Source organism: Balneolaceae bacterium, from assembly GCA_034521495.1.
Classification (GTDB): Bacteria; Bacteroidota; Rhodothermia; order Balneolales; family Balneolaceae; genus Rhodohalobacter.
Genome location: JAXHMK010000007.1, coordinates 43,065 through 59,589 on the forward strand (window position 1 = coordinate 43,065; position 16,525 = coordinate 59,589).

Genomic DNA, 16,525 nt, shown 5'->3' on the forward strand with positions numbered 1-16,525 from the left:
TGTGCCCTTTTAATTTCTGTTCTTACACATTCGAAGTACATTCTCATGATTTTTGGCATGGTAGGAAACTTCATCCATCAATTTTTGAATTAAATAGACCCCCATTCCGCCTCTTTTTTTTCTCTCAATCTGTTTCTTCAGATTTGGTTTCTTGTATTTTCCGATATCAAACCCCAAGCCGTGGTCGGTAAGAGTTACAACCATTTTTTCATCATCAAATTCAAGATTAATGATCACATTCTGGTCTGAATCGTATTTATAGGCATGTTTAATGATGTTGGTGTAAGCTTCATCAACGGCCAACTGGATATCCGCAACTTTTTGTGAAGAAAAGCCCTGTTCTTCTGCATGTCTGGACACAAAATTCCTAATGGCAGACAGATTCTGCGTAGAGGCATTCACTTTTTTTTGATATGTGGTTGCGTTATTCAATTCAGCTGTTATCCTTCTTCATTTAAAAATTTTTTTACGGCCTCTTTTTCATGATCAAGGATATCGTAGAGGGTTGGAAAGCCGAGCAGATCGAACACATTGTAAACCTTGTCATTCATGTCTGTAAGCTTTATATCGCCGCCAATGTCTCGTACATCTTCAATATATGCCATAAATACACCCAGGCCGGCACTGGCTATGTAATCCAGCTCACTAAAGTTTACGATGATATTACATTTTTGGTTATTTATAAGGCGTTTAAGAGAATCCTCAAGCTGGGATGCGGTGTGAGCGTCTAACTCTCCATAAAGATCTAATACCTCAAGGCCGCTGTTCGTGCGGTGGTCAATTTTAAAGTTTTTCATTTACTCAATGGGCTTAATTGAAATGATGGAATATATCTAAAATAGGATTAAGAGAGATAGACCGAAAGTAAGAATACGAATTGAAGATAGGTAGGTTACAGCAAAAAAATAGGGTATCGTACGTATCCGGTACGATACCCTGACTATTCATCAAGAGAGACGCTACTTGAGCGCACCCTATATTACCAAAAAAGATGCCTAAACCCCAAACTTTAATTGAAACAATAGGATGATTCAGAGAAAACCGGTTTTTTTATCTACTACTTTTTACCTACTTAAAATTTAAAGAAAATTCTTTTTGACTGATCTTTTTCAAATGGGGGTAACAAAAATAATTGAAATTAAAAAAGCCATCGCTTTTTTTGCGATGGCTTTTAAAAAGTCGAATTATTGGAATTGAATTATTAATCCATTCTTCGAAGTTTGATATTTCTGAACCAAACATCATCACCATGATCCTGTAGTCCGATGTAACCTTCCTCAGCTACATCAACCCAGTTTTCATTCAGTTCAGGGAATTTACTGTCAGCAACATCTTCTTCCCACTTAGGGGTCCAGAGGTGATATTCTACGACAGTTTCACCATTTTGTCTGTGAACAACGGTACCGTCGTAAACAATAATTTCACTTGTATTCCACTCACCCGCAGGATTTGCGTTTTGCGGGTCTGCGGGATAGATATCGTAGAGGGAAGCAGACTGCCTGTTTCCGTTTTCACCAAGCATGGCATCCGGATGGCGTTCATTATCCAGTACCTGAAATTCGGGCGCAGTCATCCAGATGTAGTCAAATTCATCTGTTTCTTGGCCGAGGTAGAAAACACCGGAGTTACCACCCTCAGAAACTTTCCATTCAAACTTCAGATGAAAGTTGCTGAAAACTTCATCGTAGAGAATATCTCCGCCATCTTCAGCACCGGCTTCACCCCGGCCTGATCCTTTAATGTGCAGAGCACCGTCAACAACTTCCCAGGCTCCGGGGAAATCTTCTCTTTGGTATCCACGCCAGCCTTCGGATGTTTCTCCGTCAAACAACAAGGTAAAGCCTTGTCCCTCTTCTTCTGCAGTGAGTGTATTAATAGGTGCTTCTTCGGCTTCCATTGAACCATCTGTGGCTTCAGACTGCTGATTCTCCGTGTCGGAAGAACAAGCGGTAAAGAGTCCGGCAACCAGGATAAGTAATGTCAGTTTGAAGAAACCGTACCTTTTAAGTGATTTAATCTTCATAGTATAAGATTTTTGGTTTGTTATGATTTGAAATTTATGCAGGCATATTGGGCAGATCCCATCCATCTCGATACTCTTTTCGAATCAATCCATTAGCAAATTGCTGTGCATTGATCTGATCCGTGTATTCTCGACTAAATGTGGGATTTCCGTCCTCAATATTGAATCCATCTCTTTTAATGATTCGGAGATACTCATTAGGGTTGATGTTGGTGAACTCCATGCTTTCACCATCCCACTCGAGTTCTTTATCGAGTTCTTGCAGACGTACGGCAAGCACTCCCATTACTACCATTTCATTAAATGGTCCGGATTTGTCAAATGAAGACTTGGCTTCTGTTCTGTTCTGTGGGCTTTCTTTACAAGCTCGTACCCAATCCATTTGGTGGGCAGCTTCACCTTCAAGATCACCAACTTTAACACGTCGTACAGATTTTCCAACATTTGGTTTATTTGCCGGACAGTAACCACGGATCGGATCCATAGCAACCGTGAACAAGTGTATCTTTTGTTCCGTGCATCAATACACCACCGCCGCGATGGTTCATATCTCTTCCTTCTGGCCAGCCTTCAGGCTTAAGGGGTTGCAGACCACCATCATACCAGTGTACTTCCACTTCAGGAAGTGTACCCATGCTGGTTTCTCGTTCTGGGTAGGTCAATCGAACTCGTTGTGCTGTAGGAGCTGATTCCTGGAGAAGCAGAGTTGAGCTACCTTGCACTCTTGTTGGATAACCAAGTTCAAGTGATTTGAACGGAGCATGCAAAATATGGCAGGCCATATCACCCAGCGCACCGGTTCCAAAATCCCACCAACCGCGGAAATTCCATGGTGTATAAATTTCGTTGTAGGGTCTCATCTCAGCGGGTCCAATAAAAAGATCCCAGTTCATTGTATCGGGTACTTGTTGCTCCTCTTCAGGTACATTCAAACCTTGTGGCCAAATGGGGCGGTCGGTAAATGCTTCAATTTTAGTTACCTCACCAATTACACCATTTTGAACCCATTCTGTTACAAGATTAATGCCTTCGCCAGATGCACCCTGATCTCCCATTTGTGTGGCTACACCATATTCTGCAGCTAAGTTTGTGAGTAATCGGGATTCATATACGGTGTGGGTTAAAGGCTTTTCAACATACACATGTTTGCCCATGGTCATGGCATGAGCGGCAATAGTTGCATGGCTATGGTCTGATGTAGCGACAACAACCGCGTCAATATCATCACCCATTTCATCAAACATTACTCTCCAGTCCCAGTATTTTGCAGCGTCGGGATATTCATCAAACGTACTTTGTGAGTATCTCCAGTCTACATCACAGAGAGCAACTATGTTTTCTGTCTCTTTCATAGCTCTGAGAACTGCGGCCCCACGGCCACCAACACCAACACCGGCAATATTTAGTTTATCACTGGGTGCACGATGTCCCAGGCCGCTAACTACTTTGCTTGGCAGTACGGAAAATCCAGCAGCAAAAGCAGCCGATTTGCCCAAGAAATCTCTGCGGGAAATTCCGCTTATTGAATCTTTTTTATCGAATTTTTTCATGATATGGGTTTGTTTAATTAATGAATTCTATGAATGAAAAGATTTTGGAAAGACCTTGCAGGGTTTGAAACACATTGAGCATCATTTAAAATTTTGCTGTACCAGTTTCTACTTTTTCTTTCCATTGTACTTAACACATCTTATATATTAATCTTTTTTTGATGTTACTTCAATTTAAAACATGAATGTTTTGATAGCATGTAATTAACATGTATTTACAAAATGATTTATAATGCAATACTGTTAAAAATGTGTTGTCTGTCAACGAAACAAAAAACGTTCAATTCGTTTATAAAATTATAAGAACCGCAAAAATTTAATCTAACATTCATTCAAATTTACAGACATGAAAAAAGTACTCATTACAGTTGGATTTTTATTAGCATTTATTTCTGTCAATCAAACCGCTCAGGCACAGTGGTCGGTTGGAGCATCGTATGAAATAAGAGATGAGGACCCAGAAAACGGATTCGGTTTTCGAATAGAAAGGAGCTTTCTGCAAGGGGCACCCCTTATTGATCTTGGTATTCGCGCTCACTTCAGTTATTTCAATGATGAGAATAATGTTAACCGGGATGATTTTACGTTTAGCCGCCAAATAGATGTATATGATTATGGGCTTGCTGCACTCGCTGGGGTAAAATTGGGAATCGTAAAGCCATACGTTGGTTTAGGAATTGGTAACCAGCAATTAAAATTCAATGCAGATGTTGAGGGTTTTGATTTCAATGACTCCAGTTTCTACTGGAATGGATTTGGCGGAGCTGAGTTTACCCTGTTGCCAATTTTGAATCCCTTTATTGAGTATAGAATTGCAAATCTGACAAGTACTGATCAGATAGGTTTCGACAATGTATCAAGGCTGGCTATAGGAATTAATCTGAGATTCTAAATTATTCTGTTGCATATCAAAGTGAGAGAGCTATCAGTTCTTGTTATAAATAATTTTGATGGTATTACATTTCAATAAGGCGAATTATTCCTTAATTTATATAGACTGTATATAAATAAGCGTAAGAGAATTCATGCGCTCTCAGTTGTGTTCATAAATATGCTTCTTGAAGTAAAAAATATTGAGAAAGCCTTTGTAAAGGGTGTTCCTGTTGTTCGGCGGACGACTTTTGGAGTGCGCGAGAATGAGATATTTGCCCTTTTGGGGCCCAGCGGGTGCGGTAAAACAACTACATTACGATTAATATCAGGTTTTGAACAACTGGACAAAGGCGAGATAAAACTTGAGGGAGATCTTCTTTCGTCTCCTAAAAAACATGTAGCCCCTCAAAAAAGAGGAATCGGGTTTGTATTCCAGGATTATGCACTCTTCCCGCACATGTCTGCCCTGGAGAATGTGGCATTTGGCTTAACAGATCTGCCCAAACACAAACGAAAGGTGTTTGCCGAGGAAGTGTTGTGCAGAACCGGCATGGGAGATCATCAACATAAAGGCCCTGCCGAACTATCTGGCGGACAGCAACAACGGGTAGCTCTTGCGCGTGCCATAGCACCTGAGCCAAAATTAATCTTATTGGATGAACCTTTTTCAAACCTCGATGCAATTTTACGCGATACAACCCGAAAAGAGGTCAGGTCAATTATTAAGAAAGCGGGAATGAGTGCTGTGCTTGTAACACATGATCAGGAGGAAGCTCTTTCGTTTGCTGACAGGATCGGTGTGATGAATGAAGGGCAGATAGAACAGATTGGAACTCCGGAAGAGGTTTACTATCAGCCCAAAAATAAATTTGTTGCCCGGTTTTTAGGCCGAACGAATATTTTTGAGGGAGAGATAGAAGACTCAGATGTTATGGAGACAGAAATTGGCCACTTGAAATTAAACAGGAAAGCAAAAGGAAAAATTACCTGTTCCATTCGTCCCGAACATCTAACTATTGAAAGTCCGAATGGCACTTCTGATAAATATAAAAAAGGGATGATTGTTGCGAGGGAGTTTAAGGGTCACGACATCACTTATCATGTTGAGTGTAATGGAGAGAGGTATATTGTGCATACCGATAATAGGGTTTTATTTGAGCAAAATGATGAAGTAGTGGTGCGTCCACTGGAGTCTGCAGTTATATTGGAGAGATAATACTTTTTGTATTTCAGAGCAGCAATATCCAATAAACTTTTCGAAACGTAGATTAAAATCTGCCGTAAGAGGAATCCGAATTCACAGACTATTAAACTTACTTTTTGATGAAACGGCTCCTCTGTTTGCTCATACTTTTCTTTACAATTATAAGACCGGCTTTTTCCCAAATTGAAATAGAGGGAACCGTTTTCGATTCTGAATCCGGGGAAACCCTTCCGTCAGCAACTGTTCTGCTTACGGGCACCTATCGGGGAACTATTACGAATGCAGAGGGTCATTTTTCGTTAACGGTTGATGAACTCCCGGTGACACTCCAGGTGCGGTATATAGGTTTTGAAACAGCTCAAGTAGAAATAACTCAGGAAACATCACTTCCAATTGAGATTGAACTTGGTTTGTCGGTGACTGAGCTCGAAGAAATTATAGTGACAGAAAAAGATCCGGGCCTCTCCATAATGGAGAGAGTAATTGCAAGAAAACAAATTTGGAGAGAAAATCTTGATACCTACCAGGCCGAAGCCTATACCCGGCAAATTTTAAGTAACGATACATCCATTGTATCAATCATAGAGAGCAGTTCAATTGTATTTTGGAATACTGAAGAGGGACATCGTGAAATCCAGGTATCAAGGACACAAACATCAAATATTTCGGAAGATCAGAACTTTGCAGGAGTCAACTATCAACCCAATTTTTATGATGACAATGTTGAGATTGCCGGATATAATATGGTTGGGATTACCCATCCTGATGCTCCTAAATTTTATTTTTTTGAGTTACAGGAGGTTCAGCAGATGGACGGTAAACCGGTGTATAAAATCACAGTATCTCCGCGCCGCGAACGGCAGCCAACATTTATTGGAACAGCCTGGGTACTGGGGCGTGATTATGCGCTTTTGGAGGTCGATTTAAAACCAAATGAGGTAGTAAATTTCCCGCCGCCCATACAAGAATTTAATCTCTCCTATCAGCAGCAGTTTAGTAATTATGGTGGAGAATTTTGGCTTCCTGTAGATATGCGGGTAGAGGGAACGGTTCGCGTTGGAATGGTAGGTTTACGCTTCCCGCCTTTTTTGTTCAAACAAACATCCCGGATATCGGATTACCAGGTAAATACTGCTCTGCCCGATTCGATCTACCAAAAAGACGAGATACTTATGCAGGCTGACTCAACTTTTATAGCGGAAAGAGAAATGGAGATTGAAAGGATACCCCTCACCGCTGACGAAACAACAGCATATCAGACCATTGACAGCACAAGAACTTTTGAGGAAGCCTTTAAGCCGGAAGGTTTTTTAGCCAGAATGGTAGCTGAGGAGGATGGTTCAGCGGACGATGATTCCGGTTTTTTAAATTTGTTGACAAACTGGCTACCCGATGGGTTAGGTGTTCGTGGACATTTCAACAGGATGGATGGTTATCATTTAGGACTTAACTATGAAAATGAGTTTGATGATACAGGATTTAAAATATCTGGATTTGGTGGATATAGTTTTCACAGCGAAATGTGGGATGTGGGGATTAACCTGAACCAGGAACTTTTTGAAGTTGGGAATACTGATATTGGTTTGAATGCTGGTTTCGAACAAATAACCGATGTACGATTTGAATCCCGATTCTATTCACTTGGAATGAACAGTGTGCAATCCTTGATAGGAACCGAGGACTATTTTGATTATTTCAGAAATGAAAAAATGTATGCCGGTATTACACTTGAAGATCTATTTGGAGATACTGACTTAACACTATCAGCCAACAGGGAAAACCATATCTCTTTTGATGAAAATTCAGTGTTTGATTACAGTCTGTTTGGATGGCACAGAACCAGGAGAATCAACCCGCAAATTGAGGATGGAACACTGCATTCTATATCCGGTGAGCTGGCATATAACAAAACCGGAACTGATTTTGGATTTGCCGGCAAAAACCAAGTGATTTTTTCAGCTGAACATAGCAGCGATGCGCTGGGTAGTGATTTTAATTTCACACGATTGAATCTGCGTGCAGATCTGCATATAAACACATTTTACCAGCGGCGGCTATTTGCTAATACGTTGGATCTTACATTTTCAGGCGGAACAGCAATCGGGGATTTACCTCCTCAGCGTTTAGGTATTGCTGATGTTGCTATGGGCAGATTTACTCCATTTGGCGTCATTAAAACTCGTCATTCCCTGCCGTATGCAGGGAGCAAATACTGGACAGTCTACGGTGAACATAATTTCAGAACAATTCCATTTGAACTGCTTGGAATAAATTATTTTGTAGATAAAGGATGGGGAATAATCCTGTTTGGCGGGGCGGGTTATGCGGATTCGAAAGATGTGGAACCGTTCAATCTTCTACTGTCAAATGGAGTTCACACGGAGATTGGGGCGAGTCTTAACAGCGTTTTTGGAGTAGTCCGATTGGATTTTGCCAAGCGTTTAGACGCACCCGGATTTTTTATCGGTTTCAGTGTGCCGCGCTATTTCTAATGGAAAATCTCACCAAAATAAAAAAGGCGAGCCGTAAAGCCCGCCTTCTTAGATCAGATTCAATTAGACCGATTAGTTCATCGGGGTAAATGAATGCGGATTCACAGGATGTGATTCTGCTCGTCGGTTTTTCTCACATCCGGGTGTATTAGCGTCCATTTCGGCCTCGGCACATGGAACTGGTGCTTTACCTAAACCACGAAGCTCAATTCTGTCTTCGGCGATGCCGTTCTGCTTATAGAAATCTGCAACAGAATTTGCTCTCCGTACACTTAACCGGAGGTTATACTGATCGCCGCCAATATGATCTGTGTAGGCGTCAATTCGTACACCAAATGCCTGGGCATCCAGCAGTCTTTCCACATTGAGAGACAACAACTGAGCGGCTCTGTCTCTAATATTTGAACGGTCAAATCCAAAGTTAATAGTGTTCAGTTCTCCTTCTCTGATAAACGGCGGATCTTCTGGATCCAAAGGATTTGTACCCTCTTCAATTTCCAGTCCATCACTGAATCCGTCACCATCAGTATCATTGTTTATCGGGTCTGTTCCGTGAGTGTTCACTTCATCACCATCTGAAAGCCCATCTCCATCTGTATCAGGATTCAGAGGATCGGTTTCGTATTCATTTATTTCATCACCGTCGTTCAGCCCGTCTTCATCTGAATCGGCATTCAATGGATCAGTATTATAAACGTTCACTTCATCACCATCTGAAAGTCCATCCTCGTCAGAATCAGCTACTAATGGATCTGTTCCATGTTCGAAGATCTCATCATAATCATTCAATCCATCTTGGTCTGTATCCGGCTCCAGAGGATTGGTTTCGTACACATAAATTTCGTCGTAGTCATTCACTCCATCTCCGTCACTATCACGCTGTTGAAGTTCTTCATCGGAAAGACTCATCAAATATTCAAGGGTTAACGGATCTGGTTCAGGACCGGGGCCACTCGGGCCACAACCTGCAAACATCAAAGAGGTTATTAAAATTATGGATGATATAAACTTAAATGTTTTGAGCATATCGTATTGGATTATTCAGTTAGCAGTTGTATATGTTTTGGTTCTATTACAAAAATACAGAACGATATTAGTAATCAAAAGGTTTTTTGACTTATAAACCGGAAAGATGATATATTTGATGCCTCGAAAGGGGCTATAGCTCAGCTGGCTAGAGCGTCGCGCTGGCAGCGCGAAGGTCCGGGGTTCGAATCCCCGTAGCTCCACATAAGAGATAAAAGCAAGAGTTGTTTTGGTTTATATTAAGTAGAAAAGCTTTTATCTTACCTATTCGGGGCAAGTTCCATACAGCCAGCTCCCTGTGAACTCCGTCAGGGTCGGAAGGCAGCAGCGGTAGCAGGTCGTAGCGGCGTGATATGGGTAGCTTGCCCTCTTTTTTTATTTGCCCCAAATACTTCACATTTTTTTAAACCTGAGTTAAGGTCAAAGGTCAGAATTACAAACTCTCATCAATATGCCCTGCAATATGTCTGGCATGAATTCTCGTATTTTCAATAAACAGACTGCTGGTATCCATTCCGCCACAGACCACTCCGGCTACGTAAAGTCCTTTCCGGTTGGTTTCTAACGTTTTTTCGTTGTGAACAGGCATCCGTTTTTCATCTTCAGTCAGATCTATGCCCAGTTTTTTCATCAATCCAAAATGAGGATGATAGCCGGTCATAGCCAGTACAAAATCATTCGAAATGGTTTTTATTCCCTCCGGGGTTTGAATGTCCACTTCATCTTCGCGTATTTCTACAAGTTCCGAATTGAAATGAGCGGATATAGATCCTTCCTTGATTCTATTTTCTATATCGGGTAAGACCCAGTATTTAATGGTTTGTTTCAGTTCAGACTCCCTCACAACCATTGTTACATTCGCATTTTTTCTCCATGTTTCAAGTGCGGCATCGGCTCCTGAATTTCCGGCTCCAACAATCACTACATCCTGCCACGCATATTTATGTGGATCATCATAATAGTGAGTAACTTTTGGGAGTTCTTCGCCGGGGATATTCATGAGATTTTCTTGTCCGTAAAAGCCGGTAGCTAACACAACTTTCTCACCCTTGTAACTCCCTTTCGGTGTATTGACCAGGTACTCTCCATCCTTTCCCGTTACAGATTCTACCTCTTCATAGAGGCGAATATTCAAATCATAATGTTCAGCTGCCCGTCGATAATATTCAAGTGCCTCTCCGCGAGTCGGCTTCGGATTATGCGAAATGAATGGAACATTCCCGATCTCCAGTTTGTCAGAGGTCGAGAAAAAAGTCATATTAGCAGGGTAGTGAAAAATGGAATTTACCAGGCATCCCCGCTCGATTATTAAGGAGGGAATATCTCTGTTTTTTAACTCAATAGCCGTTGCCAGCCCAATAGGTCCGGCGCCGATAATAATTACCATAAATAGGGTTTGTTCAGTTTCATTTTAAAAATCAAAAATACGAATCCTGCAGGTAAAATGTCATTAAGCTTGTCGATTGCACAAATAGATGAAATCAGTGAAGATCAGATAAAATCGCAAAAATAATCGCCTATTTTTTTATTAATCCATCCATTTGGCAAGCTCCAAAAACCAACGTGGCCACCCCTTGGTGTAAAATGAGCAGTGATCTTTGAATTTTTCCGAATCTGTTTCACCGGCGTCCACTTGAATGGACACATTGGATCCTGGCGGCTGTGAATTACAAGTGTATCTGTGTTGATTTGATCCACAAAAAAAGCACTTGAACACTGGTAATAGTAGTCCTCTGCATCTTTAAATCCGTGAATAGGCCCGGTAATCTGATCGTCAAATTCATACAATGTAGATCCCCTGAAGGCAGGCAGATCCGGGTATTTGGCTCGTTTTTCTTTCAACTTTTCTGTTAGTGTTTGCAAGAATAGGATGGAGTAGAGCCGGTTGAAACCATTTTCCAGATTCCGGGAACCTTTTTTCAATTCAAAGGGAGTAGAAATGGCAGAGATTGCTTGCAATGGATGATATCTATTATGTTTCTTTAAAAAATTCAGAAGGGCACTGCCTCCAAGAGAGAAGCCCGCTCCAAAAATGGGAGATTTTGGGAAATGATCCTGAACCCATTTAAATACTGTTTCAAGATCATCGGTTTCTCCGGAATGATAAAACTTGCGCTGCCGATTCATTTTTCCTCCACAACTCCTGAAGTTCACCGCAACTGTGGAAAAACCGCGGGTTATTAGATGCTCTGCAAGCTGCGTGATGTAAAATCGCCGTGAATGCCCCTCCAGCCCATGGAATAACACTGCAACCGGACTGGCTGAGCCATTGTCAATTACATCGATTTCAAGGTAATCGTCATCGGGAGTATCAATACTCAGTTTCTCTGAGTGCAGGCCTGGTGATTCAAAAATGAGTGAACAAAGAATGGTGTGAGCATGGCCATTAAAACACCAGGGAGCTGATTTGAATGAAGATTTTTTCTCATGATTCATATGCTAAAAGGTAACAAAGTTGTTTTGAAATCACAGGTAGTTGTGTCTGAAATCATTGAAGATTTTGGCAATCACATTCTTTATCATTTTATCAGAACTTAATCTATGACAACAGTTATGCCCGAATATTCCCAGAAGCAACCCGTGAAGCGAATTGCTGCTATAGACATTGGTACCAACTCTTTTCATGCAGTTATTGTAGATGTATACCCGGATGGAAGTTTTTACACCATTGATAAATTGAAAGAGATGGTTCTGCTTGCGGAAAAGGGGTTTAACAACCGGCTATCTGATGCCGCTTTTGAACGAGCTTTAGATGCACTTCAAAAAATAAAGACCCTGTGTGATCACCAGGGAGCAGAGCGGATATTGGCCTATGCAACCAGTGCAATCCGCGAGGCAGAGAATGGCGGAGAATTAATTCAAAAAGTGATTGACAAAGTGGGTATAAAAATTGTAGCCATTCCCGGACGTGTGGAGGCAGAATTGATTGGACTTGCCGTTCAGCACGGGGTTGAAATGCCTGCCAGTCCCTCGATGATTATGGATCTGGGTGGAGGAAGTGTAGAGTATATTATTGCAAATAAAGAGAAGTTCTTTCATCTAAGCAGTAAAAAACTGGGCGTGGCCAGGATGACATCCCGGTTTGTGGACAACGATCCAATCTCAAAACAGGAGATCCAGAAGCTTGTTGATCATTATCAATCAAATCTCACAGATGTAGCTCAGTCCTTTGCATCACACAGGGCTTCCATGTTGATTGGTTCTTCGGGTACGATGGAAAATATTGCCTTGATGATTGCATACCGGAATAACAAAACCCCGAATTTGAGTGTAAATGAACTTGAGTTTACAGCCAGAGAGTTTTTTGATCTGTATGATGATGTTATCGGGATGAACTATAATGAACGCTCTCAGTTAAAGGGACTTGATGAAAAGCGTATCAGCCTTCTCCCGGCTGGTCTTGTATTGGTTAATTATGTATTGAAAACATTTGGGATTAAGCGGATTAAAATGTCATCGCAGGCACTTCGTGAGGGTATTATCCTTCGGTATATCAAGCAGGAAATGACCTATTTGAAGGAAACAGAATTTATAGAAAGTCCGCGCCGCCGCAGTGTAATGGAACTTGTACATAAGTGTAACTGGCACGAGCAACATTCAAGGCATGTGGCAAAACTTGCACTTCAACTGTTTGATAACTTCCGGGAAGAACTGAGTCTGGAAGAGACAGATCGCGAGTTGCTGGAATATGCCTGTTTTATGCACGATATCGGGTATCATATTTCACACCGAAAACATCATAAGCATGCCCTGTATATTATTCGCAATTCCGATCTGAAAGGATTTAAAGAAAACGAGATTGAGATTATGGCCAACGTATCGCGGTATCACAGGAGATCCACGCCTAAATCGCGCCATAAACATTACGATAAGCTTCCCAAAGAGGAGAAAAAACGAGTAAAGAAACTTTCGGCAATCATCCGTATCGCCGATGGACTGGACCGCAGCCACTATCAAAATGTGCGGGGTTTGGAAATTGAGAAGACAGCCGATCAGGTAATTATTCATATAAAAACAGAGTCTGATCCGCAGCTGGAAATTTGGGGGGCTATGCGGAAAAAAACTTTATTTGAAGAAGTAACCGGAAAAACTCTGAAGATAAGAGAAGTGGAGACATTTTCGCCGGCGATGGTTTAGCTTGGGTTAATTCTCTTCCTGTTGTTTTTGATACTTCTTCAATTTCTGAATGTATTCATACCTTGCTTTTATACCTGTGCGATTTCCATAAAATGTACCCAGTCCACATGCCAGGGCCAAAACAACTAACAGCAAAATTTTATTGGTTAAAGTTGAGGCGCTTACAAAGAGGATCCAAAACGCCGGAGGTAAAAAAATAAATCCGCCAAGAGCATAGTGGGCCTGCGTAGGGGCCGGTACTTTTCTGATAAAACGTTTTACAGCATTATAGGCTAAATTCATATAGATTAGTCCGAAACCTAAAAGTACAACCAGCCCCAGCCAACCCGGCTCTGATACGAGGTAAAGAAACTGATCTGAAAAAATAATGATGGCCAGCGAAATCATAACTACCCATGTTGTGTAAGCAAAAAATCGGGCTTTATCCTGCATATGTAACTATTTTTAGTAACATGATAGGTAATCTAAATTATGGGCATCTAATACCGGCGCGGAACTCTTCCATTCGGAGATGAACTCCTTTCGAGATTGTTTAAAAGAGGTAATTTCTGGAATAAACCTTGAATCTGTCCTCCGGAGAGAGATAACCTGAATGAATAATACTGGAATTCCCCGAATGGGTTGAAGTTGAAAGACAAGTTCCAGCAAACCATCGATCGGTTCAGGCTAAATTGCGAGGGAGTAAGCTCTTTCTCAATAAAATCGTACCCAAGCCGGGTTCTAAAGCTCCATTTTGGAGTCAGGTTAAATTGAATGTTATTGGCATTTAGCACGGCAGATTTTCTGGCATCCTGTCCGTGCCGATAGGTCCATCGATAGCTGAAGTCCAAGCCCATTCTAAATCCACTGTTAAACCCCTGAACAGGTCGCGAAAAAAACCGGGTGTCAACCGGGCTGAAAAATGTTTGATCGTATGGATCGTAGGGCCTGTACTCCGGGGTAGTAATTCTTGCTCCGCGTTGGTTTCCTCCCAGTGTTATATCTGTGGATACACTCAAACTGTAGCTGAGTGGCTGTAAAAATTTGTTGGTATCCTGCCAGATAAACCGGTTAATTTCACGTCCGTCCTGGTCTCTCGTATAAAATGAATACGCGGCACTGGCCCGAATTCTAAAATTGTTTACAGCACTTGAAGAGAGCGAGACATTCATACGTCCGAAATTGAGGCTGTCAGCTGCAAAATTATAGCTCGAAGTTGCTGACAAATTATCAATCAGGCGCAGATTATTTGATTTTACTTCCCCGGTTGAATCTCTTCGAACTCGTTTGGTTTCAAGAATATTCGTAACACCGAAAGACATGGTTCTCTGTTCTCCTGCTCCGGGTCCGCCAAATATGGCATCCTCAAAAATAGAATATTCCTGCGTGTTTCCGAGTGTATCCCGCTGGACTTCACGGTAAATTCCCCACTGGTCGGATGAAAAATCGGGCCTGTAGCTAAAACTTATATTCGGCCGAACGGTATGTCTTACCCCTTCAAAACTTCCCGCCTTTATCTGTGAAATTCCATAAAAAGTAGTGTTAAAACTTAAATTGGTTGAAAAGTCCCGGGTTGTTGTAAAACCAGGTTCTTTAAAAGTTTCGACACGATTATCTTCTTCGTTGAACTCTTTTCGTATTGTGGCAGGATACCAATATTCGTTATAGTTGATCCCGGCGCTCACATTCAGAAATCGGCTGGGGATAAGCTGACCGGCACTAACCTGAGCTCTCTGGATAAAACCGTATTGGAGGTGATCATCCTCGCCGGTGGCCTCCTCATATTTTTGCGGATCTAACAGAGCCTCCAACCAATTTACCTGGGCTGAGTCTGCAGCAATCGGTCGGAAGGTGTAACGGGAGCTGAAGTTGTTTCGGTAATTTATGGAAATTCGTTCATACCACTGTTCATCCATGCCCGGGTTATCGGATTTGAAGGGTGAAAATTGCCGAAGCGAAAAGTTCATTTCGGGACCTGTAAGGCGAGTGGTATTTGTAGAAAATTGCTGGTTGAGGTTCGAGCTCACACTAAAATTATATGTATTTTCGGGATGACTATACCGGTAGGATACACGAGATGTTGTACTTGTTTCGGCGCGTTCATCCAGATCAAATGAATTTCTTCGAAAATAGTCAGCAGTTCTTAGATTTATATTTGCAGAAAGTGAAGCGTACGGTGAAAGTTCCTGGCTGTGATTAACCGATAATCGTTTGGTGGTTGTTTCCGTAAAACCTGGATCAGTCGGCTCAAGACCTCTCTCTTTTGAATATCCAATGGTCACACTCCCGTTAAAATTACCGGTTTTCCTGTACTGCATGCGGGTTTCGTTAAAAATGGTGCCGGATGTAAAAACATCGAATGAAGTTTGTGCGGTAAAGTAGTCACTAAAGTATTGAAACCAACCCAGATTTTGCAGGCCAATACCCCTGGCACCGGTGTTTTGAAATGAATACGTAGGCTCCAATAAACCAGACTGTCTCTGCTCAAAACCAGCGGGAACATATCCAAAGGGAAAAACCAGCGGATAGGGAATATCAAGAATAAATAAACGGGCATTGGTAAAAAATATCTCCTCCTCTTCAACGACTTTCATCCGTTGGGCCTGGATATAGTAATACATGTGTTCCGGAGGGCAGGTGGAATAAATTCCATCCTCAATAAAAACTTCATCCCGCGAAACATTTTTAACTTTTGTACCAATCAGGTGGCCGTCTGCCATACTCATTTCGGCAACCTCAAATTTACCGCGTTCTGTTTCGTAGTTAAATAAAATACGCGTACTACGAAGTTCCTGGTCGTCGCGTGTTAGAACTGGGTGGGAGAGCGTATCCTGTGCGGAACTGGCAGTAGCCTGTAACTGGCTTTTATCGAGATTTAATTCAATAGTGCCGGCTTTCAAGTTTCCGCTTTCATGGGTCACAGTTGCGGCGCCGTAGAGCATGGCAATTCGTTGCTCACCGAAGGTAAATGTGAGGGAATCGCGAGCCTGGAAGTTGACCGATCCTTCAGTGGCTTGTCGGTCGGCACTGCGGTTTTGTGCTGTTTGTTGGGTAGCTGAGCCCGGATCGAGTCCCGGAGGTGGTTGTTGTTCACCTGGTTGAAAATTTCCGGGAATGGGAGTTGAAGTTGTATCTGAAGGGCTTACCTGCAGACTGTCTGCTTCAACCTGGCCATACGCGTTTCTGCTTCCCAAAAAAAGGAATAGGACGAGTAAAAAAAGCCAAATTTTATGGTTTCCAG

The 16,525-nt window shown here is 41.9% G+C and carries 14 protein-coding genes, 1 tRNA gene and 1 other RNA gene; 6 read left to right on the forward strand and 10 right to left on the reverse strand.

Annotated features, from left to right (window positions below):
- Positions 1-9: 9 nt before the first annotated feature.
- The 5 genes from U5K72_04045 to U5K72_04065 all read right to left on the reverse strand — a co-directional run bounded on the left by U5K72_04045 (position 10) and on the right by U5K72_04065 (position 3,573).
- Positions 10-432 carry an ATP-binding protein gene (locus U5K72_04045; GenBank protein ID MDZ7717980.1) on the reverse strand — a complete coding sequence of 141 codons (423 nt, stop codon included), beginning with the start codon at positions 430-432 and terminating at the stop codon, positions 10-12.
- An 8-nt stretch (positions 433-440) separates the two neighbouring features.
- Positions 441-797: an STAS domain-containing protein gene (locus U5K72_04050; GenBank protein MDZ7717981.1), complete on the reverse strand. Its 357-nt coding sequence runs from the start codon at positions 795-797 to the stop codon at positions 441-443.
- A gap of 404 nt (positions 798-1,201) precedes the next feature.
- Positions 1,202-2,023, reverse strand: a complete 822-nt coding sequence (locus tag U5K72_04055) for a DUF1080 domain-containing protein (GenBank protein ID MDZ7717982.1) — start codon at positions 2,021-2,023, stop codon at positions 1,202-1,204.
- A gap of 34 nt (positions 2,024-2,057) precedes the next feature.
- A complete protein-coding gene (locus tag U5K72_04060; GenBank protein ID MDZ7717983.1) occupies positions 2,058-2,507 on the reverse strand; it encodes a hypothetical protein in 450 nt (149 codons plus the stop codon).
- Positions 2,473-3,573: a Gfo/Idh/MocA family oxidoreductase gene (locus U5K72_04065; protein ID MDZ7717984.1), complete on the reverse strand. Its 1,101-nt coding sequence runs from the start codon at positions 3,571-3,573 to the stop codon at positions 2,473-2,475. The genes U5K72_04060 and U5K72_04065 overlap by 35 nt, the downstream gene beginning before the upstream one ends.
- Before the next feature lie 346 nt (positions 3,574-3,919).
- Between U5K72_04065 and U5K72_04070 the strand changes: the two genes are divergently transcribed.
- From U5K72_04070 to U5K72_04080, 3 genes are all read left to right on the forward strand, one after another.
- Positions 3,920-4,465: an outer membrane beta-barrel protein gene (locus U5K72_04070; GenBank protein ID MDZ7717985.1), complete on the forward strand. Its 546-nt coding sequence runs from the start codon at positions 3,920-3,922 to the stop codon at positions 4,463-4,465.
- 159 nt (positions 4,466-4,624) lie between these two features.
- Complete coding sequence (locus tag U5K72_04075) at positions 4,625-5,662, forward strand: ABC transporter ATP-binding protein (protein ID MDZ7717986.1); 1,038 nt, start codon at positions 4,625-4,627, stop codon at positions 5,660-5,662.
- Between the two features lie 125 nt (positions 5,663-5,787).
- Positions 5,788-8,142 (forward strand): DUF5686 family protein, encoded by a 2,355-nt coding sequence (locus U5K72_04080; protein MDZ7717987.1) that lies wholly within the window; start codon positions 5,788-5,790, stop codon positions 8,140-8,142.
- A 72-nt stretch (positions 8,143-8,214) separates the two neighbouring features.
- Here the strand turns inward: U5K72_04080 and U5K72_04085 are convergent, their stop codons facing one another.
- Complete coding sequence (locus tag U5K72_04085) at positions 8,215-9,168, reverse strand: OmpA family protein (protein MDZ7717988.1); 954 nt, start codon at positions 9,166-9,168, stop codon at positions 8,215-8,217.
- Between the two features lie 129 nt (positions 9,169-9,297).
- Here U5K72_04085 and U5K72_04090 point away from each other — a divergent pair.
- Together U5K72_04090 and ffs are read left to right on the forward strand one after the other, a co-directional pair.
- Positions 9,298-9,371, forward strand: a tRNA-Ala gene (locus U5K72_04090).
- Between the two features lie 68 nt (positions 9,372-9,439).
- Positions 9,440-9,539, forward strand: an RNA gene (gene ffs / locus U5K72_04095) — signal recognition particle sRNA small type.
- 62 nt (positions 9,540-9,601) lie between these two features.
- On the opposite strand, the gene U5K72_04100 is transcribed toward ffs, so the two are convergent.
- A complete protein-coding gene (locus tag U5K72_04100; protein ID MDZ7717989.1) occupies positions 9,602-10,555 on the reverse strand; it encodes a YpdA family putative bacillithiol disulfide reductase in 954 nt (317 codons plus the stop codon).
- A gap of 104 nt (positions 10,556-10,659) precedes the next feature.
- Complete coding sequence (locus tag U5K72_04105; protein ID MDZ7717990.1) at positions 10,660-11,604, reverse strand: alpha/beta fold hydrolase; 945 nt, start codon at positions 11,602-11,604, stop codon at positions 10,660-10,662.
- Positions 11,605-11,721: 117 nt separating this feature from the next.
- Between U5K72_04105 and U5K72_04110 the strand changes: the two genes are divergently transcribed.
- On the forward strand, positions 11,722-13,305 hold the full coding sequence (locus U5K72_04110; GenBank protein MDZ7717991.1) for a Ppx/GppA phosphatase family protein: 1,584 nt from the start codon (positions 11,722-11,724) through the stop codon (positions 13,303-13,305).
- Positions 13,306-13,311: 6 nt separating this feature from the next.
- Here the strand turns inward: U5K72_04110 and U5K72_04115 are convergent, their stop codons facing one another.
- Both U5K72_04115 and U5K72_04120 read right to left on the reverse strand, forming a co-directional pair.
- Positions 13,312-13,737 (reverse strand): hypothetical protein, encoded by a 426-nt coding sequence (locus U5K72_04115; GenBank protein MDZ7717992.1) that lies wholly within the window; start codon positions 13,735-13,737, stop codon positions 13,312-13,314.
- Between the two features lie 47 nt (positions 13,738-13,784).
- Positions 13,785-16,478: a putative LPS assembly protein LptD gene (locus U5K72_04120; protein ID MDZ7717993.1), complete on the reverse strand. Its 2,694-nt coding sequence runs from the start codon at positions 16,476-16,478 to the stop codon at positions 13,785-13,787.
- Positions 16,479-16,525: the final 47 nt, after the last annotated feature.